This window comes from Janthinobacterium sp. HH104, assembly GCF_001758715.1.
GTDB lineage: Bacteria > Pseudomonadota > Gammaproteobacteria > Burkholderiales > Burkholderiaceae_D > Janthinobacterium > Janthinobacterium aestuarii.
In genome coordinates, this window is record NZ_LRIB01000028.1 from 223819 (window position 1) to 243489 (window position 19671).

The window sequence follows — 19671 nt, forward strand, 5'->3', positions numbered from 1 at the left end:
TAAAATAGCCACAATATTATTCAATCCAGCCAGAATCCACCCATGTCCCATCCATTGCAGCCCAACATGCTCACCACCGAGCTGGGCCTTGACGCCAGCGCCTCCCTCATGGATTTCGACGTCGATGGCGTGTTGCGCCCGCTGCTGGCCGTGGGCCTGGCCAGCGTGCCCGAGGAGGCCGAGCAGGCACCGCACCAGCACCGCAAGGGGCAGTTGCTGTATGCCACGCGCGGCGTGATTCATTGCGAGGTGGACAGCGGCGTGTGGATCGTGCCGCCCCAGTGCGCCGTGTGGATACCGGGCGGCCTGATGCATTCCGCGCAGGGCGTGGGCGAGGCCCAATGTTATTGCCTGTTTGTCGAACCGGCCATGGCGCCGGCCTTGCCCACCGTCTGCTGTACCGTGGCCGTCTCGCCCCTGCTGCGCGAACTGATCGCCAAGGCGGCCGGTTTTCCCACCTTGGCCGCGCTGCATGGCGCGCAGGAACGCCTGGTGTTCACCCTGCTCGACGAACTGGCGGCCGCGCCCGTGGAAGACTTGCATCTGCCGATGCCGCGCGATGCGCGTTTGCGCCGCCTGGCCGCCCTGCTGCTGGCGCAGCCCGCCGATAAAAGCACCCTGGCCGAGTGGGCCGGCCGCATCGGCATGAGCGAGCGCAGCATGACCCGGCAGTCACTGGAGGAATTGGGCATGAGCGTGGGCCGCTGGCGCCGGCAATTGCACGTCATCCTGGCCTTGCGACGGCTGGCGCAAGGCCACAGCGTAAAAGCGGTGGCGCTGGAACTCGGTTATGAAAATACCAGCGGTTTCGTCACCATGTTCCGCAAGGCGGCGGGCAAGCCGCCAGCGCGCTACCTGGCGGAACGGGAATCGGGAAGAGCATAAAAAAAGGCGGCATCTGCCGCCTTCGTCACGCATCATCGCCGAACAATCAGCTTTCGCGCGCCAGTGCCAGAAATTCCGTACGCAGCGCCAGGTTCGGCTGCATCTCGCCCAGCATGGCCGAGGTGATGGTTTCTTCGCCCGGCGTACGGATGCCGCGGCTTTCCATGCACAGATGGCGGCAGCGTACGACCACGCCCACCGATTTCGGTTCCAGCACTTCCATCAGGGCATTGGCGATCTGCATCGTCATGCGTTCCTGCACTTGCAGGCGCTTGGAGAAACAATCGACGAGGCGCGTCAGTTTCGACAGGCCGACGATCTTGCCGTTTGGCACGTAACCGATGGTGGCCTTGCCGAAGAACGGCGCCAGATGGTGTTCGCAATGGCTGTAGACGGGAATCCCGCGCACGACGATGAGCTCGTTGTACTGTTCCGCGCCATCTTCAAACGCTTTCAGCAAGTCCACCGGATCCTGGCCATAGCCGGACGTCCAGTGCTTCCACGCCTTGGCCACGCGTGCCGGCGTTTCCAGCAAGCCAGGACGCTGCGGATCTTCACCAAAGCTGCTGATCAGCCGGCGCCAGTCGTTTTCGGAGAATTCTTCTTGAGACATGCTACACCACCCTAAAATTTTCAATTGCCGCCAGTATATAGAAAATGCGGCAGGCTGCCCGAGCAGCCCCGGCTTTCTATGCCGTTGGCGGACGGTGGGCGCCCACCAGCAACGCGGAAATCGACACGCTCGAACTCGCCTCCGGCCACGCATCGCCGGGGCCGAACCAGCGCGCCTCGGCGATCTCGTTCTCGTCGAGGCGGATCTCGCCGTCGAGGTAATCGGCCGTAAACGCGATCATCAGCGAATGGGGAAACGGCCAGGACTGGCTCATGAAGTACTGCAGATTGTGCACGCGCAAGCCCACCTCTTCCATCACTTCGCGGTGCACGGCTTCCTCGATCGATTCACCCGCTTCCAGGAAACCGGCCAGCGGGCTGAAACGCTGCGATGGCGAGTGCTTGTGCATGGCCAGCAACACCTGTTCGCCCTTGCGGATGAGCACCATCATGGCCGGCGAAATGCGCGGATACGCGAGCATGCCGCAGGCGGCGCAGGTGAAACAGCGTTCGCCGCGCGTGCGCTGCATGGGCGTGGCGCACACGCCGCAATGGCGGTGCGTGCGCGCCCACTCGGCCAGTTGCACGGCGCGGCTGGCCAAGCCCAGGAAAGCATCGTCGACGGCATTGAACAGCGAGCGCATGCCGTGCCAGGCCAGGCCGGCACCCGGCGGCAACTCTTCGTCGGCCCAGACCGTCTGGCAATAGCGGCCCTGCCACCAGCCCACGGGCTGTGCGCGGCTCAGATCGATATCGTACGCGGCTACCTCGGCGGCCGTGGGCAAGGTCAGCTCTGGCGTACGCAACAACAAACGCCCGCGGTGAAAGACAAACGTCAGCGTATCCGTGGCGGCCGGGGCCGGTTCGGGCGCATCGATCAGGGGGACAAAGGCATCGGGAGTCTGCAGCATTCTGAAAGGAAATTTGTAAAGGTTGCTCATCATACTCCCGCCGGCGGACGCTTGCGCGCATAGCAGCGGCCGGGCCGCAAAGCAAGCATTCATCAGCCATGACAGTGTTTTTTTTGCGGCACGCCCAATCCGTTGCGTAAATGATACTGATAACGATTCTCATTTACGAAATAGCGCCCAGTTATTACAATACGGCCTATTCCGTCTCCATCGCCAGCCACTTGCCCGCGTGCCCAAGCACTGCGGCGCAGAGCCAGCCAGGAACCACTACCCTGACCTTTTCGAAAGAGCAAGATGGCAATCAAGAGCCGCAAACACGCCCCCACCCGTTTCAACCAGCACATCGGCGCCGCCCTGGCCGTGATGCTGCTGCCCGTTGCCGCCCAGGCAGCCGACCCGGCCGGCCAAAGCGCGCCCGCATCGCAGCAAACCCTGAACGAAATCAAGGTCGTGGGCTCCAAGGAAAATGATTTCAAGGCAGAAAAAGCCTCGTCGCCGAAATACACGGAAGAGCTGGTCAATACGCCGCAAACCATCGTCGTGATCAAAAAGGAATTGATCGAGCAGCAAGGTGCGCTGACCCTGACGGACGCGCTGCGCAACACGCCAGGCGTGGGTACTTTTTTCCTCGGTGAAAACGGCAACACGAACACGGGCGACGCCGTCTACATGCGCGGTTTCGATTCGTCGGGCAGCATCTATGTCGATGGCGTGCGCGACGTGGGCTCCATCTCGCGCGACGTCTTCAACATCGAACAGATCGACGTATTGAAGGGCCCGGCGGGCACGGACAGCGGCCGCGGTTCGCCGACCGGCTCGATCAACCTGGTCAGCAAGACGGCGACCATGGAAAACAAATTCAATTCGCTGCTGACAGTGGGCAGCGGCAAGCAGAAACGCGCCACGGCCGACTGGAACCGCGTTCTCGACAGCGATACCGGCACGGCATTGCGCCTGAACCTGATGACGCAGGACAGCGGCGATCCGGCGCGCGACGAAGTCAAGAACAAGCGCTGGGCCTTCGCGCCCACCGTCACCTTCGGCATCGGCAAACCGACGCGCATCACGGCCAGCTACCTGCATGTGGATCAGGACAACGTACCCGACGGCGGCGTGCCGACCATCGGCTTGCCTGGCTACTCGACGCCGGACACCATCACGAAGACAAACCCGGTCATCCGCACTTTCCTGAACGGCGCGGCCAAGGTCGATCCGAAGAATTTCTACGGCTCCACTGCGGACTACAACAAGGTCAAGGCCGATATGGGCACCTTGCGCATCGACCATGATTTCTCGCCAACCTTGCAAATCCAGAACACCACGCGCTATGGCAAGACCCAGCAGGACTACCTGCTGACGGCCTTCATGGGCAGCACCGTCAACCTGAAGACACCGGTCGCCACCGATCCGTCGACCTGGACCATGGCGCGCTCGTTGCGCACCGTGAAAGACCAGGAAAACACGATCCTGACCAACCAGACCGTGGTCAGCGCACAATTCGACACTGGCGTGCTGAAGCACTCCGTGGTGGCCGGCGCCGAGTTCACCAGCGAAAAACAGACCAACTACAGCTATGTGCCCGCCAGCCTGGGCACTTTGCAGGATGCCAATCTGTACAACCCGAACCCGCGTGACACCGTCACCGGCCATAACCCCGTACGCAGCGGCGCCTTCACCGAAGGCGAAGTCAATACGCAAAGCCTGTACGTGTTCGACACCATCAAGTTCGGCGACAAGTGGCTGTTCAACGGCGGCGTGCGTTTCGACCATTTCAACACCACGTATGATGCCGTCGCTCTGCAAGGGGCCGTGACTGCGCCTGCGGTACAGCCCTTGCCCGTCGGCACGCCGATTCCGACGCATCTGACCCTGAGCGACACCTTGGCCAACGGCAAGATCTCGGCCATGTACAAGCCAACGCCGGACAGCAGCGTGTACGCCTTGCTGGCCACGTCGAAAGCGCCGCCGGGCGTCAACTTCGCCTTGAGCGCGGGCGCCAACAGCGCGCAAAATCCAAAATATGACCCGCAGGAAACCATTACCAAGGAAATCGGTACCAAGTGGGACTTCCTGAAACAAAAACTGTCGTTCTCGGCCGCCGTCTACCAGACCACCGTCAAGAATGAAGTGGAACAAGATCCTGTGATCCCGACCATTTATTACCAGACCGGCAAGAAACGCGTGGAAGGCCTGGAACTGGGCGTGGTGGGCGAGATCATGCCGAACTGGCTGGTCAGCGCCGGCTACACGCGCATGAATACCAAGGTCGAGTCGGGCAAGGTCGTCACGGCCAGCGGCGTCAACAACCTCAGCTACACGCCAAAACAGGCGTTCACCAGCTGGACCTCGTACACCCTGCCATTCGGCCTGAAGATCGGCGGCGGCGCGCGTTACGTGGGTGAAATGCTGCGCGGCACCGATGGCGCCGTCGGCACGCCGGCACGCGTCGATGCCTACTGGGTCTTCGATGCCATGGCAAGCTACACCGTCAACAAGAACCTCGACCTGCAGTTGAATGCCTACAATCTGGCCGACAAGACCTATGTGGCGGCCATCAACAAGTCCGGCTTCCGCTACACGCCAGGCCAGCCCCGTTCGTTCAGTCTGATGGCCAATATCAAGTTCTAACGTCAAGAAAACAAGTATTACGCGACATCGAGCCCCTCTTCGGAGGGGCTTTTTTATTGTCCTGATAATCTTGCCTTTTTGACGCACTGCCGCCCTGCCGCGACTAGCGTATGAAAAGTCATACAGCGATGGCCCGCCGCGTCCAATATTTCGCGCAAGCACGCGAAGTTGCAACATCCTAACAACAAAAAAGCTTCCTTAAATCAACAACTTAAGAAGTTATGCGCCAAATGCCAATTTCAGGCATATCCTTTGCTATGTACAGGTTTTGCTGCAAATAATCGCTAGCACGCAAGGGCTTGTTTTTGAGAAATATTGACTCCAAGCTTGAGTTGCTCGCTATCAATAATCCGCTCACAGCGGCGTTTCACCGGAGGAGTCAAAATGAAAAAGAAACGGCCATTAACCCTGTACATCCTGATTGCCATGGTCCTCGGCATTATTGTCGGCTATGGATGCAACACCGCTTTCCCTGATGCCAAGCTCAGCGCTCAGATCGCTGGCAATATTTCCATCGTCACCGACGTCTTCCTGCGCCTGATCAAGATGATCATTGCGCTGCTGGTGTTCTCGACCCTGACAGTCGGTATCGCTCACATGGGCGACGGCAAGACGGCCGGCCGCATCGGCCTGAAAGCCATGTGCTGGTTCGTCGTTGCCTCGCTGGTTTCGCTGGCGCTGGGCATGGTGCTGTCGAACCTGATGCAGCTGGGTACCAACCTGGGCTTGCCGTTGCCGGACGTACACGCTTCGACGAATTTGAAAACGGCCGCCTTCACCTTGAAAGACTTCTTCACGCACCTGGTGCCGAAGTCGCCGATCGAGGCCATGGCCAACAATGAAATCCTGCAAGTGCTGGTGTTCTCGATCTTCTTCGGCGGCGCACTGGCCGGCCTGGGCGAATCGGGCAAGACCCTGACGGCCGTCGTCGACCAGCTGGCGCAAGTCATGCTGCGCATCACCGGCACCATCATGAACCTGGCCCCACTGGCCGTGTTCGCCGCGATGGCTTCCGTCATCACCACGCACGGCCTGGGCGTGCTGGTCACGTTTGCCAAGTTCATGGGTGGCTTCTACCTGGGCCTGATGTGCCTGTGGGCACTGCTGATCGGCGCCGGCTTCGTCGTCATCGGCCCGCGCGTCTTCAAACTGGTCGGCCTGATCCGCGAACCGTTCCTGCTGGCATTCTCGACGGCCAGCTCGGAAGCGGCCTATCCAAAACTGCTGACGGCGCTCGACCAGTTCGGCGTGGACCGCAAGATTTCCAGCTTCGTGCTGCCGATGGGCTACTCCTTCAACCTCGATGGCTCGATGATGTACTGCACCTTTGCCGTGCTGTTCATCGCGCAAGCCTACGGTATCGACCTGTCGATCGGCACGCAGATCACCATGCTGCTGCTGCTGATGCTGACCTCGAAAGGCATGGCCGGCGTACCGCGCGCCTCGCTGGTGGTGATTGCCGCTACCCTGAACCAGTTCAATATCCCGGAAGCGGGCTTGCTGCTGCTGATGGGCGTCGACCAATTCCTCGACATGGGCCGTTCGGCCACCAACGCGGTCGGCAATGCCGTCGCCACGGCTGTCGTCGCCAAGTGGGAAGGTGGCCTGGCCACCGAGGAAGAAGCAGCCGCGGCCAACGCGGCCAGCCAGAACACGGAAAGCCATTGGGGCGAAGCGGATCACGCTAGCAAAGCCTGATAGCGCCATGGCCCGCCACAAGCGGGCCATTTATTTGTTGTCGATGTTGAGTAACAAGCAGTCAGGTAGTGCGATCAGTAGTCATTCCAACTTATTAGAGAGATTTTCATGAAAAAAGTCCTGTTTACCCTGCTGACCCTCGGCGCAGCCTCCACCGGCGCCATGGCCCAATCGAGCGTGACCATGTATGGCGTGGCTGACGCCGGCCTGGTGTTCGACAAGGATGCGTCCGGAGACCGCCTGAACCGCGTCGCTTCCGGCGTCGCTTCGGGCTCGCGCATCGGCTTCAAGGGCAAGGAAGACCTCGGTGGTGGCCTGGCCGCTACCTTCGTGCTGGAAAGCGGTTTCAATATCGATACCGGTACCTCGGGCCAGGGCGGCCGGCTGTTCGGCCGCCAGGCGTATGTGGGCCTGACCGGCAGCGCCGGCGCCCTCACCCTGGGCCGCCAATATACGCCGTACTACCTGGCCCTGCGCGACGTGGCCGATCCGTTTGTCATCGGCCTGGCCGGCACGGCATCGAACATTATGGCGACGAATTATCGCATCGACAACATGGTGCAATACAGCACGCCGACCTGGAGCAAGCTGTCGGCCGACCTGGCGTATGGCTTTGGCGAAGTGGCCGGCGACAATGCGAAAAACCGCAGCATGGGCGGCGCCGTGCATTACATCGACGGTCCGCTGAACGTGACCCTGACGCACCACCGCCAGGAAAATGCGCTGGCGACCCAGCAAACGCGCAACACCCTGCTGGCCACGCGCTACGACTTTGGCGTGGTGCAAGGTAACTTCGGCTACGCCGACAACCGTGCCCTCGACGACAGCAAGAGCAACGACATCCTCGTTGGCTTCAGCGCCCCGTTCGGCGCCACCAAGCTGGTCGCGTCGTACATCCGCCACAACGACAAGAGCAATGCCAACCGTGACGCCCAGCAGTGGGCCATCGGCGCCTTCTATGCACTGTCCAAGCGCAGCGACCTGTACACAGGTTACGGCCACATCAGCAACAAGAACGGCGCTACCTACAAGGTTGGCAATGCCACGGACGATGGCACCGGTAACAGCGGTTTCAACCTCGGCATGCGCCACACGTTCTAAGGACGTCGGCCAAAATCTACTGCGCGGCGCGCTTTGCGGCCGGCGATGCTCACCGTACTAAAGTACGGTTGCGCTTCTCGGCCACAAATCACTGCCGCTCGCTACGATTTTGTCGGACGTTGAGATGTCCGTAAAATAGAAGTGTGGGCCGCCGGATGCATATCCGGCGGCTTTTTCTTTTTACGCAATATTTAAATGCGATACTGTGGGTTCTTGCAAGTTGGCAGCTGATTTTATGAATAGCAGTACTACCAAACCCTCCCTTTCCTGGCGCCAGCGCCTGTCGCAACGGTCGGGCCGCGAAACGCTGGCCTGGGGCGTGGTGCTGGCCGCCTGCCTGGCCACCGTCTGGCTCGTGTATTTCTGGACCGAACGCATCGCCATCGGCAAGCTGCAGGCCAGCGGCGCGCAGCGCCTCGAGGTGTATGTCAGTAGCCTTGAAAATGCGCTGGAGAAATACGACTTCCTGCCCAAGACCCTGGAACTGAACCGCGACGTGATCCGCCTGCTGCAGCACCCGGAAGATCCGGTCCTCGTCGATACGGTCAACCATTACCTCGAGCAGATGAATGCCCAGGCGAAATCGTCGACGATTTTCATCAGCAACCTCGATGGCAACACGCGGGCCGCCAGTAACTGGCAGCAGCCCGACAGCTTTATTGGCGACAATATCTCGTTCCGCCCCTACGCCCAGGATGCGCTGCGCGGCACGCCGGGCCGCTTCTATGGCGTCGGCACGACACGGCTGGAACCCGGTTACTTCTTTGCCCACGGCATCTACCAGAATGGCCACATGCTGGGCCTGGCAACGGTAAAGGTGAACCTGGAAACCCTGGAAAAACGCTGGGTGCAGGGCGCCGACAAGGTCATGCTGGCCGACGAGCACGGCGTGATCTTTCTCAGTTCCATGGCGGACTGGAAGTACAAGACCCTGGCGCCGCTGTCGCCCGCCATCGTCGAAGAACTCAACCGCACGCGCCAGTATTATTCGAAGCAGCTGGCCGCCATCCCTTTCGTTTCCGACCGACAGCTAGGCAATGGCGCCCGCGTGATCAGCGTGCGCGAGCAGGAACACGCTGACACGCCGCCGAAGATCAGCTCCAGCGTCATGACGCAGATCAAACTCAAGTCGCCGCAAGGCTGGACTTTCATTTATTTGTCCGACCTGGCCCAGGCCAAGGCCAGCGCGCGCGCGGCGGCTGCCTTCTCCTGCGTGCTGCTGGGCTTTTTCATGCTGCTGTTCTTTTACCTGCGCCAACGCCGCGCGGCCGTGGCGCAAAAATTGCGCGCCCGCGAAGATCTGCAGCATGCCTATGACAACCTGGAAGCCATGGTCGAGGAACGCACGTCGGAACTCAATGCCATGACGCAAAGCCTGAGCCAGGAAATCGAGGTGCGCAGCAAGGCCGAGCAAAAGCTGCACATCACGCAAAATGAACTGTTCCAGGCCGGCAAGATGGCCGTGCTGGGGCAAATGTCGGCCAGCATCACGCATGAACTGAACCAGCCGCTGACGGCGCTGCGCACCATGTCCGACAATGCCGTCATCTTGCTCGAGCGGGGACGGCTCGACGATGCGCGGCGCAACCTGGCAAAGATATCGCAAATTGCGGCCAGGATGGGGACCATTACGGGACAATTGAAGATTTTTGCGCGCAAGTCGACGACCAGCCTGACCTCCGTGTCGATTCCCACGGCCATCAGCAATGCCCTGTTCCTCGTCGAACGCCGGCTGCAGGTGGAAAATGTGCGTTTTACCTTGCAACTGCCGCCCGAAGACATCTTCGCCATGTGCGAAAGCAACCGCCTGGAACAAGTGCTGGTAAATCTGTACGCGAATGCGCTTGACGCCATGAATGGCAGCGACGTGCGCAGCCTGCGCGTGTCCGTCGAATGCACGCCCGAACACGTACTGATCCATGTGGCCGACACGGGCCCGGGCCTGTCGACGGAAGTGTATGAGCACCTGTTCGAACCGTTCTTCACGACAAAACCGCAAGGACTGGGACTGGGCCTGGGACTGGCCATTTCCGAACAGATCACGCGCCAGTTCGGCGGCATGCTGCGCGCCGAAAACGCCCCCGGCGGCGGCGCCATCTTCACCATCGAACTACAGATAGCAACGCAGGAGGAAAAACATGTTTGACGGCTTGAAGGTCTTGCTGGTCGAAGACGACCCCACCGTACGCGAAGGCAGCGAGCAGGCATTGCAACTGGCCGGCCTGGACGTGCTGGCCTTCCACTCGGCCGAGCTGGCCTATAAACTGCTCACGCCCGATTTCCCCGGCATCGTCGTCAGCGACGTGCGCCTGCCCGGCATGAGCGGCCTGGAATTGCTGCAAGCGGTCAAGACGCTCGATGCCAACCTGCCCGTGATCCTCGTCACGGGCCATGGCGACATCACCATGGCCGTGCATGCCATGCGCACGGGCGCCTACGATTTCATCGAAAAACCGTATTCGTCCGACCAGCTGGTCGACGTCATCCTGCGCGCGCTGGAAACGCGGCGCCTGACCCTGGAAGTGCACAGCCTGCGCCGCCAGCTCGAGGACGGCGGCGGCATCGAAGCGCGGCTATTGGGCAATTCCGTGGCGATGCGCGACATACGGCGCTTGATACTCGACGTAGCCGACGAACCGGCCGACGTGCTGATCTATGGCGACACGGGCACGGGCAAGGAAATGGTGGCCCGCTGCCTGCACGACTTCAGCCACCGCCGCAAGCACAACTTTGTCGCCGTCAACTGCGGTGCTATTCCCGAAAGCATTTTTGAGAGCGAAGTCTTCGGCCACGAACCGGGCGCGTTTACGGGCGCGGCGAAGCGGCAGGTGGGCAAGATCGAGCACGCGGACCAGGGCACTTTTTTCCTCGACGAAATCGAATCGCTGCCCCTGTCGCTGCAAGTGAAATTGCTGCGCGTGCTGCAGGAACGCTATATCGAGCGGCTCGGCTCGAACGTGCCCACGCCCGTCGACGTGCGCGTCATCGCAGCGGCCAAGCTGGACCTGGAAGACTTGTCGCAGCAGCAGAAATTCCGCAGCGACCTGTACTACCGCTTGAACCTGATCGTGCTGCACCTGCCGCCGCTGCGCGAACGGCGCGAGGATATTCCCATCCTGTTCGAACACTTCGTGCTGGCCGCCGCCGCCCGCTACAACCGCGCCGCGCCCGTCGTTTCCAGCGCGCAGATGCGCAACCTGATGGCCCATTCCTGGCCCGGCAATGTACGCGAACTGCGCAATATCGCCGACCGCTTCGTGCTGGGCATCGCCGGTGGCGCATCGAGCCTGCTGGCGAGCGGCCAGGCGAGCCCCTTGTCGCTGGCGGAACAGGTGAACGGCTTCGAACGTGCATTGATCGAGCAAGAACTGCGCGCATATGCGGGCAACGTCAGCGAAGTGAGTGCGGTGCTCGGCTTGCCGAAACAGACCTTGTATCACAAGATGCAGAAGTACAATCTGGTGGCGGAAGAATTCCGCTAGGGAGCGGCGCGGGGGAAACTTATCAAAAAGAGCAGCAATATATTGCTGTATGGTATATATTGTTTCTTTTTGATAATTTAAAATTCACAATGAAAAACCCTGCCGTCCTGTTTTCCCTGTTACTCAGTGCCTCCGGTTTTGCCCAGGATGCCGTCACCACCGAAGCACCCGCAGCTGCCGCCGCCGAAGCGGCCAGCGCCCCAGCCGTGCCGGCAACGTCCACCATCAGCCGCCTGCGCCTGTTCGGCCAAAATGGCGCCACAGCCTTCCTGTACCGCGACAGCAGCTGCATCCGCGGCATGTTCAGCGACGGCGTGGAAAAGGCCAGCGGCGGCATGAGTTCAGCCTTCGGCTCCCTGATCGGCACTGTCAGCAATACCAGCCTGGGCATCCCGGAGACGGAAACGTCGCAAAACCTGTCGCGCAAGGATGGCTTTTTCTCGAAAGCCTATTTCCGCGAATATGAAGTTCCCGCCGGCAAGCCCAGCAGCCTGCGCCTGGGCTTCCAGGATGTCTCTCCGTTTTACGTGGCCAACGGCGTGCGCTATGACAGCGTATCACCCAGCTGCCATGGCGACATCACCTTCACGCCGCGCGCCGGCGAAGATTACGAAGCGGCGTTCTCGTGGGAAGGCAAGCGCTGCAGCATCAGCATCAACCAGGTGATCGCCAAGGACGGCAAGACGGAACTGGTGCCCGTGCCCGTCACGCGCGCCCCAAGCTGCTAAAGCGCTCAGGCGGCGCCCACGCGGCCCGTGCGCAAGGGCGTGGCCCAGTCGGACCGGCCGTTGGCCAGCGCCAGCCGGGCCGCCTTTTCCCAGTCATATTCCACGGCGTATAACTGCGCCGTCCAGCGGCCATCGGTCCCCTGTTCGGCAATCGCATAGCGCGCGTGCGGCGTGCCGTTTTCCATCACGTGCGGATAACCATGGTCATCGTCATAGGCTTGCAAACCGACGCTGCCCGGGTTGACGATCAGCCGCCCGTCGGCCAGGCGTACCTGGCGCGGCATGTGCGTGTGGCCGCACAGGATCAGCGCGGCGTCTGTCTCGCCGGCCCGTTCGGCCACCTCCTGCGGCGTGGCAGCGCGGCTGCCTTGCGGCGTGACGCTGTCGAGAAAATACACAAGGTCGCTGGCGGGCGTGCCATGCACGAGCAACACATCGTGCCGCAGGCGCAAGGTGGCGGGCAGCGCCGCAATCCAATCCAGTTGCTCCGGCAACAGTTGCGCGCGCGCATAGGCGTCCGACACACCCATGCGGGCCGGATCGCCCAGCAGCTGGCGTTCGTGGTTGCCGCGGATGGTCGGCAGGCCGAGCCCCATCAGGCGCGCCGCCGTGGCGCGCGGCTGCAGATGGCCCGAGACGATATCGCCGAGGTTGACGGTCACGTCCACGCCACGCCGGGCGATGTCGGCCAGCACGGCGTCAAGTGCATCGAGGTTGCCGTGGATATCGGATATGGCGGCGATTCTCATGTTTCCTCCTGTGCGCACCATTCTGCGCGCGTCAGACGATACAGGCAATGCGTGCGCAATGCGTGTCCTGGCGCCAGGGCCGGATGCTCGAACGTGTCCGCATCGCGGCGCATGCCCAGGCGCGCCATCAGCGTGCTCGAGCGCAAGTTGGGCAACGCCGTGAACGCGACGATTTCCGGCAATTGCAAGCATTCAAAACCTGCCTGCAGGGCGGCGTGCGCCGCTTCCTGTGCATAACCTTGCCCCCAGTAATCGAACGCCAGGCGCCAGCCGATTTCCACGCACGGCGAACATGGCAGTTGCACAGCGGGAATATGCAAGCCCGTCATGCCGATGAAGGCATCGTTTTCTCGCAAGGCCACGGCCCACAAGCCCCAGCCTCGCTCGGCGATCAGGCCGCTGCAGCGCTTCGCCATGGTATCGCTGGCGTCGCGCGACAGGGCCGCGGGGAAATAGGCCATCACACGGGGATCGGCATTCAGCGCCGCGAACGGCGCGAAGTCGCTGTCGCGCCATTGCCGCAGTACCAGCCGCGGCGTCACCAGTTCCATGATTTCCTGCATCGTTGACATCCCTTCATTACCAGTTTTTACAGTTGCTTGACCGGCGGTAGGACAAGTCCGACGGACAGTTGCGCCGTGCGGCTACGTGATCTAAATGTAACAGTTGCTACCATTTCCTTATTGCACTGTTGCCCAAAACGTCGCGACAGTTTTCACTTTATCTTGAGGAGTTGCCCCATGTCTGCCATGTCCGTGTTCACCCGCCTGTCCCCACCACGCCCGCACCACCTTGCCTTGCGCGGCGCCATGATGCTGGGCGTGCTGGGTATTGCCACGGCGGCTGCCACGGCGCGGGCTGAACCGTCGCCCACCCTGGACCGCGTCAGCATTTCCGTGGGCGCGTTTTCCGCCGATCCACGCATCAATATCGGCGCCGACACGCAATTTGGCCGCATCGACGCGCCCGAATCAAAGCCAAGCCATACCACCATCCCGCGCGTCAAGGCGGACTTGCTGATCGGCGACCGCCATGGCCTGGCATTCGACTACTACCGCTACGACAAATCCTACACGCCAAGCCTGACAGGCGAAACCATCATCAATGGCCAGCCCGTCACGGGCACGGCCACGGCGAATGCCGATCTGAAGCTGGACCTGGCCAAGCTGGCCTATAAATGGTGGCTGGGCAGCGGCAACGATACCTTCGGCATCGGCTTGGGCGCCGCCTACTACCACGCCAACCTGAAAGGCACGGCCACCGGCGTCGTCAATGGTGAAACGGCCACGGCACGCGATTCCATCAGCGAGCACGCGTTTGCGCCGCTGCTGGAAGTGGGCTGGCGCCACGCCTTCACGCCGGACTTGCGCATGTATGCGGAAGCGTCGGGCATCAAGAAAAACGGCGGACGCATCAATGGCCACATCTACGGCGGCAATGTCGGCGTGGAATGGTTCCCGTTCAAAAATATCGGTTTCGTGGCCGATTACGGCATCTCGAAAATCAAGCTGCACCGCGACAGCGAACGCGATGCCGACCTGAACATCCGCCTGACGGGACCGTCGGCATATGTGAAAGTACGCTTCTAATCCAGCTCAGGCCGCAGGTTTCAGCAACGTCAGCTGGAACTGCGGCAAGTCCGGATCGTCCCACGCCTCGATCCTGGCGAACGGCAGGCGCGCAAACGCCTGCCGCCAGAACGCGCAGGCATCCGCATCGGCGCGGAACGTCGCCACCATCCACGTCTGCGTGCTGCCCAGCAGCACTCTCCGCACCACTTCCAGCGCCAGCCCCCGGCGCCGGTACTTCTTCAAAATAAAAAAGTCGCTGAACTCCTGCACCGGCAACTCGCCCGCCATGCCGGGCTCCGTGATGAAAAAGCCCGCCAGCGCCCCACCGACCTCGATCCAGACGGCCGTATGCCCGGGCGCATGCACATACTCGGCCAGCCCGGCATCGCACACATCGTAGCGGCCGTCGGCCAGCACATCTTCACCGCTCCAGGCGGTATTGTCGTAGCAGTACAGCTGGAACAGCCGCGCCAGCGTCCCTTCTTCGCCGGGCGCAACGGCGCGCAATGTCATGTTCTGTATTACCGTCATGGTCCCGTCTTTCCGCCGCATGGCGTCATTGAGATGGCGAGTGTAGCACCACGTCGCTCATCGCTTCCTCCTGCATTCCAGCCCTGCATTTCCGCCCTTGGTCGCAAAAATATTAATTTCCTTCCAATTGGTTATATATTATTGTTTTTAAGTAACATCCGCCATCGCGGCTGCAAAACAAGGGTGATCCCCTTCCACAGACCGGCAGGCATGCATCTGCCGGCTTTCATACCCAAGCTCTGGAGAGTGCTGCACATGCTATCGATCAAACAGCTGAACAAAACGTATGCCAATGGCGTCAAGGCCATCAACAATGTCAGCCTGGAAATCCCCAACGGGATGTTCGGCTTGCTGGGACCGAATGGCGCGGGCAAGTCCTCGCTGATGCGCACCATCGCCACCTTGCAAGATCCCGATAGCGGCAGCATCCATTTCGATGGCGTCGATGTGCTGCAGGACAAGGAAGGCTTGCGTCGCCAGCTCGGTTATCTGCCGCAAGATTTCGGCGTATATCCGAAGGTCAGCGCGGAAACCCTGCTCAACCACTTTGCAGTGCTCAAAGGTTTGACGGAAAAGGGCCCGCGCAAGGAGGCCGTGGAAGCCTTGCTGCAGCAAACCAATCTGTGGGAAGCGCGCAAGCGCAACCTGGGCACGTATTCGGGCGGCATGCGCCAGCGCTTCGGCATCGCCCAGGCGCTGCTGGGCGCGCCGCGCCTGGTGATCGTCGATGAACCGACGGCCGGCCTGGATCCGGACGAGCGCAACCGCTTCCTGAACCTGCTGGCGAAGATCGGCGAGCAGGTGGTCGTCATCCTGTCGACGCACATCGTCGACGATGTGACGGACCTGTGCCCGCGCATGGCGATGATCGTCAAGGGACAGGTGCTGGTGCAGGGCGAGCCGCAGGCGGCCATCGATACGCTGTTGGGCAAGGTCTGGCGCCGCAGCGTCAGCATGGACGAGCTGGCGCAGTATCAGCAAACCTTGCACGTGCTGTCGACGCGCCTGGTGGGCGGCAAGCCGCAAATCAATGTGTTTGCCGACAGCCAGCCCGACAGCGGCTTCACGCAGATCGCCCCGGACCTGGAAGACGTGTACTTCCTGCACGTGCGCAACGCCGCCCGCAACGGCGCCGCCGCGCCGGCCGCAGCCGCAGCCGCAGCGTAAGGGGCCGCCATGTGGAAGGAATTTTTCAAGTTTGACCTCGGCTATCAGCTGAAACAGCCGCTGCTGTGGATATTTGCCGTCATCCTCGCCTTGATGGCGTTTGGCGCCAGCAGCAGCGATTCGATCCAGGTCGGCGGCGCCATCGGCAACATCAACCGCAATGCGCCCACCGTGGTGGCGCAGCTGCTGACGATGTTCAGCCTGCTGTCTATGCTGCTCATCACCATCTTCATCGCCGGCGCCGTGCTGCGCGACAGCGAAGTGGGCATGGCCGACATGCTGTTCGCCACGCCCATGCGCAAGTGGGATTACCTGTTCGGCCGCTTCGCCGCCGGCTTCGTCGCCTGCCTGGTGATCTTTGCCGCCATCGCCCTGGCCATCATGCTCGGCCCCCTCATGCCCTGGGTCGACCCGCAGCGCGTGGGCGCGTTCTCGCTGCATGCGTACGCGTGGAGCTTCGGCGTGATGGTAATCCCGAACCTGCTCTTCATCGGCGCCCTGCTGATGCTGCTGGCGGCCACGACGCGCTCGATGTTGCTTGTCTACGTGGGCGTGCTGGGCTTTTTCGTGCTGTGGGGCATGGCCGGCGCCTTTACGCGCGACATCAACAACGAATGGATCGCCGTCCTGCTCGACCCGTTCGGCATGCGCGCGTTCGGCCGCATGACGCGCTACTTCACGTCCGCCGAAGCGAACGCGGGCCTGCCGCCGTTTTCCGGCTTCCTGCTGGCCAACCGCTTGCTGTGGCTGGCCATCACGGTGGTGCTGTTCGCCGCCACCGTGATCCTGTTCAAGCCGCAGCGCACGGGCACGGGCAAGCGCCTGTTCGGCAAGCACAAGGCCGTGGCCACCGCGCCGGCCGTGGCGGCGCCGCCGCACCTGCCGCGCAGCGTCCCCACCTTTACGGGCGCGACAGCCTGGCGCCAGTGGTGGCAAATCCTGCGTTTCGACGCCGTCGGCGTGTTCAAGAGCGTGCCCTTCCTCGTCATGCTGCTGTTCGCCGTAATCAACCTGATCGCCGGGGCGAATATCGGCAAGAACATGTACGGCACGGCCGTGTATCCGATGACGCATTTGATGCTGCAAAATATCAACAACAGCTTCAGCTTCATGCTGATCATCATCGTCACCTTTTATGCGGGCGAACTGATCTTCAAGGAACGGCAAGCCAGGATCGCCGACGTCAGCGACGCCATGCCCGTGCCCAGCTGGGTGCCCCTGCTGGCCAAATGCACGGCCCTGGTCGGCGTCATCGCCGGTTACCTGCTGGTGGGCGTCATCGCGGCCATCGGTTTCCAGCTCTACAAGGGCGGCGCGCCCGTGGAACTGGGGCTGTACCTGAAAGGCACCCTGCTGGGCGCCCTCTTCTTCGTGCTGATGGCCTTGTGCGCCCTCACCCTGCAAGTGCTGTCAAATAACAAGTTCATCGGCTACCTGCTGGTGATCCTGCTGATGGTGGCGCAAATGGTGCTGGGCATGCTGCACTTCGAACACAATCTGTACGCCTTCGGCGGCACGCCGGCCATCAAGTATTCGGACATGAACGGCTATGGCCACTTCCTGGCCGGCTGGTCCTGGTTCGCGCTGTACTGGAGCCTGTTCACTGTGGCCCTCGTCATGCTGGCGCAGGCATTCTGGGTGCGCGGCCTGTCCGCCGACTGGCGTGCGCGCGTGCGCCTGGCGCGCCAGCGCCTGAGTGGCGGTGCAGGTGTCGCGCTGGCCCTGGTGCTGCTGTGCTGGGCCGGCACGGGCGGCTGGATCTTCTACAACACGAATGTGCTGAATCGGTACGAAACGGCGAATGTCAGCATGGACAAGCAGGCGCGCTACGAGAAATTGTACAAACAGTACAAGGACTTGCCGCAGCTAAAGATCACCGATATCCAGGCCGACGTGGATATCTATCCCGAGCAACGCAAAGTCTTGATCAAGGGCCACTACGTGCTGCAAAACAAGACGCAGCAGCCGCTCGACACCTTGCGCATCCAACTCAATCCGGACCTGGACACGCACTGGTTGAACTTGCCTGAGCACAAGGTGGCGCTGGACGACAAGGAAGCGGGCTTCAGCATCCTCAAGCTGGCCCGTCCCGTGGCGCCTGGCGCCGCCCTGCCGCTCGACTTCACGGTGGCCGTCACGCATGCGGGCTTTACCAACAGCGGCGCGCCTGACCAGGTCAACCTGAACGGCAGTTTCTTTAACAACCAGGCGTATTTCCCGCACTTCGGCTATGCCAAGGAAATGGAGCTGACGGACCGCAACGAGCGCCGCAAGCGGGGCCTGGGCGAACCGCAGCGCATGGCCAAGCTGGAAGACACCTCGGCGTATGGCAATACGGTCTTTGGCGGCGAGGCGGACTGGATCCATTTCGACACGACGGTATCCACCAGCGGCGAGCAGATCGCCCTGGCGCCCGGCTACCTGCAGAAGAGTTGGGAAAAGGATGGCCGCCGTTATTACCGCTACAAGATGGACCAGCCGATGATGCCGTTCTTCGCCTACCTGTCGGCGCGCTGGGAAGTCAAGAAAGACGCGTGGAAAGGCTTGCCGATCGAAATTTATTTCGATAAAAAGCATGGCTACAATACGCAGCGCATGATTACCTCCGTGCAAAAGTCGCTCGACTATTACACCACCGAGTTCACGCCTTACCAGCACAAGCAGGTACGCATCCTGGAATTCCCCGGCTACCAGAGCTTCGCGCAGTCGTTTGCCAATACGATCCCGTATTCGGAAGGCATCGGCTTCATCGCCGACCTGCGCGACAAGGATGACATCGATTATGTGTTCTACGTCACGGCGCATGAAATGGCGCACCAGTGGTGGGGCCATCAAGTGATCGGCGCCAACGTCCAGGGCGCCACCATGCTGATGGAGTCCTTGGCGCAATACTCGGCCCTGATGGTGATGGAAAAGGAATACGGGCGCGACAAGATGCGCCGCTTCCTGCGCTATGAACTTGACCGCTACCTGAGCGGGCGCGGCGGCGAAGCCATCGAGGAACTGCCGCTGGCGCGCGTGGAGGGACAGCAATATATCCACTACAACAAGGGCAGCCTGGTGTTCTACCGCCTGCGCGATGAAATCGGCGAGGAAGCGCTGAACCGTGCGCTGAAACGCTATCTGCAGGACAAGGGCTACCAGCAGGCGCCGTTCACCACGTCGTCGGAACTGCTGGCCTACATCCGCGCCGAAGCGCCGCAGGACAAGCAGGCGCTGATCACGGACCTGTTCGAGAAAATCGTCTTCTACGACAACCGCGTCACGCAAGCGAGCGCCGTACAGCGCAAGGACGGTCAGTGGGATGTCACCATGCAATTGCACTTGGCCAAACTGGAGTCCGACGGCAAGGGCAAGGAAAGCCCACGCGCCTACGACGAGCCGGTGGAAATCGCCATCTTCGCGCGCCCGGCAGGCGGCAAGGAAAAAGATGAAAAAGTCCTGTTCACCGACAAGCGCGTGTTGTCGGGCAGCGACCCCGTGGTGACGATGACGGTGAAGGACAAACCGTTTGAAGTGGGCGTCGATCCGTACAACAAGATGATCGACCGGGTCCCGCGCGACAACCGCAAGGAACTCAGCGTGAATTAATCGATGGGGGTCTGACG

General features: G+C 61.4%; 15 protein-coding genes. 10 read left to right on the forward strand and 5 right to left on the reverse strand.

Annotation, left to right across the window (positions count from 1 at the left end; genetic code table 11):
* The first annotated feature begins 42 nt into the window (after positions 1 to 42).
* Positions 43 to 885 (forward strand): helix-turn-helix transcriptional regulator, encoded by an 843-nt coding sequence (locus JAB6_RS11785; RefSeq protein ID WP_254671597.1) that lies wholly within the window; start codon positions 43 to 45, stop codon positions 883 to 885.
* 46 nt (positions 886 to 931) lie between these two features.
* Here the strand turns inward: JAB6_RS11785 and folE are convergent, their stop codons facing one another.
* Together folE and nudC are read right to left on the reverse strand one after the other, a co-directional pair.
* On the reverse strand, positions 932 to 1498 hold the full coding sequence (gene folE, locus JAB6_RS11790) for a GTP cyclohydrolase I FolE (protein ID WP_034754386.1): 567 nt from the start codon (positions 1496 to 1498) through the stop codon (positions 932 to 934).
* Positions 1499 to 1574: 76 nt separating this feature from the next.
* Entirely contained in the window at positions 1575 to 2408 is an 834-nt protein-coding gene (gene nudC, locus JAB6_RS11795) for an NAD(+) diphosphatase (RefSeq protein ID WP_070302960.1), read from the reverse strand.
* A gap of 294 nt (positions 2409 to 2702) precedes the next feature.
* Between nudC and JAB6_RS11800 the strand changes: the two genes are divergently transcribed.
* The 6 genes from JAB6_RS11800 to JAB6_RS11825 all read left to right on the forward strand — a co-directional run bounded on the left by JAB6_RS11800 (position 2703) and on the right by JAB6_RS11825 (position 12045).
* Complete coding sequence (locus tag JAB6_RS11800) at positions 2703 to 5036, forward strand: catecholate siderophore receptor Fiu (protein ID WP_070302962.1); 2334 nt, start codon at positions 2703 to 2705, stop codon at positions 5034 to 5036.
* Between the two features lie 384 nt (positions 5037 to 5420).
* Positions 5421 to 6734, forward strand: a complete 1314-nt coding sequence (locus JAB6_RS11805) for a dicarboxylate/amino acid:cation symporter (RefSeq protein WP_034754392.1) — start codon at positions 5421 to 5423, stop codon at positions 6732 to 6734.
* Positions 6735 to 6842: 108 nt separating this feature from the next.
* A complete protein-coding gene (locus tag JAB6_RS11810; protein WP_051991521.1) occupies positions 6843 to 7835 on the forward strand; it encodes a porin in 993 nt (330 codons plus the stop codon).
* A 235-nt stretch (positions 7836 to 8070) separates the two neighbouring features.
* Positions 8071 to 9981: an ATP-binding protein gene (locus JAB6_RS11815; protein ID WP_070302964.1), complete on the forward strand. Its 1911-nt coding sequence runs from the start codon at positions 8071 to 8073 to the stop codon at positions 9979 to 9981.
* The gene (locus tag JAB6_RS11820; protein WP_070302966.1) at positions 9974 to 11317 is read left to right on the forward strand and encodes a sigma-54 dependent transcriptional regulator; all 1344 of its coding nucleotides are present in this window, start codon (positions 9974 to 9976) and stop codon (positions 11315 to 11317) included. The genes JAB6_RS11815 and JAB6_RS11820 overlap by 8 nt, the downstream gene beginning before the upstream one ends.
* 89 nt (positions 11318 to 11406) lie before the next feature.
* Positions 11407 to 12045, forward strand: a complete 639-nt coding sequence (locus JAB6_RS11825) for a hypothetical protein (protein WP_070302968.1) — start codon at positions 11407 to 11409, stop codon at positions 12043 to 12045.
* 5 nt (positions 12046 to 12050) lie between these two features.
* On the opposite strand, the gene JAB6_RS11830 is transcribed toward JAB6_RS11825, so the two are convergent.
* Together JAB6_RS11830 and JAB6_RS11835 are read right to left on the reverse strand one after the other, a co-directional pair.
* Positions 12051 to 12794 carry a metallophosphoesterase gene (locus JAB6_RS11830; protein WP_070302970.1) on the reverse strand — a complete coding sequence of 248 codons (744 nt, stop codon included), beginning with the start codon at positions 12792 to 12794 and terminating at the stop codon, positions 12051 to 12053.
* Positions 12791 to 13357: a GNAT family N-acetyltransferase gene (locus tag JAB6_RS11835; protein ID WP_070302972.1), complete on the reverse strand. Its 567-nt coding sequence runs from the start codon at positions 13355 to 13357 to the stop codon at positions 12791 to 12793. Before JAB6_RS11835 ends, JAB6_RS11830 begins: the two co-directional genes overlap by 4 nt.
* Before the next feature lie 177 nt (positions 13358 to 13534).
* On the opposite strand from JAB6_RS11835, the gene JAB6_RS11840 reads away from it, so the two are divergent.
* A complete protein-coding gene (locus JAB6_RS11840) occupies positions 13535 to 14383 on the forward strand; it encodes a hypothetical protein (RefSeq protein ID WP_083292681.1) in 849 nt (282 codons plus the stop codon).
* Positions 14384 to 14389: 6 nt separating this feature from the next.
* Here the strand turns inward: JAB6_RS11840 and JAB6_RS11845 are convergent, their stop codons facing one another.
* Complete coding sequence (locus tag JAB6_RS11845) at positions 14390 to 14896, reverse strand: hypothetical protein (RefSeq protein ID WP_139143365.1); 507 nt, start codon at positions 14894 to 14896, stop codon at positions 14390 to 14392.
* A 255-nt stretch (positions 14897 to 15151) separates the two neighbouring features.
* Here JAB6_RS11845 and JAB6_RS11850 point away from each other — a divergent pair, with 255 nt between their 5' ends.
* Positions 15152 to 16063, forward strand: coding sequence for an ABC transporter ATP-binding protein (locus JAB6_RS11850; protein WP_070302976.1), 912 nt, complete (start codon positions 15152 to 15154; stop codon positions 16061 to 16063).
* 9 nt (positions 16064 to 16072) lie between these two features.
* A complete protein-coding gene (locus JAB6_RS11855) occupies positions 16073 to 19654 on the forward strand; it encodes a M1 family aminopeptidase (protein ID WP_070302982.1) in 3582 nt (1193 codons plus the stop codon).
* Positions 19655 to 19671: the final 17 nt, after the last annotated feature.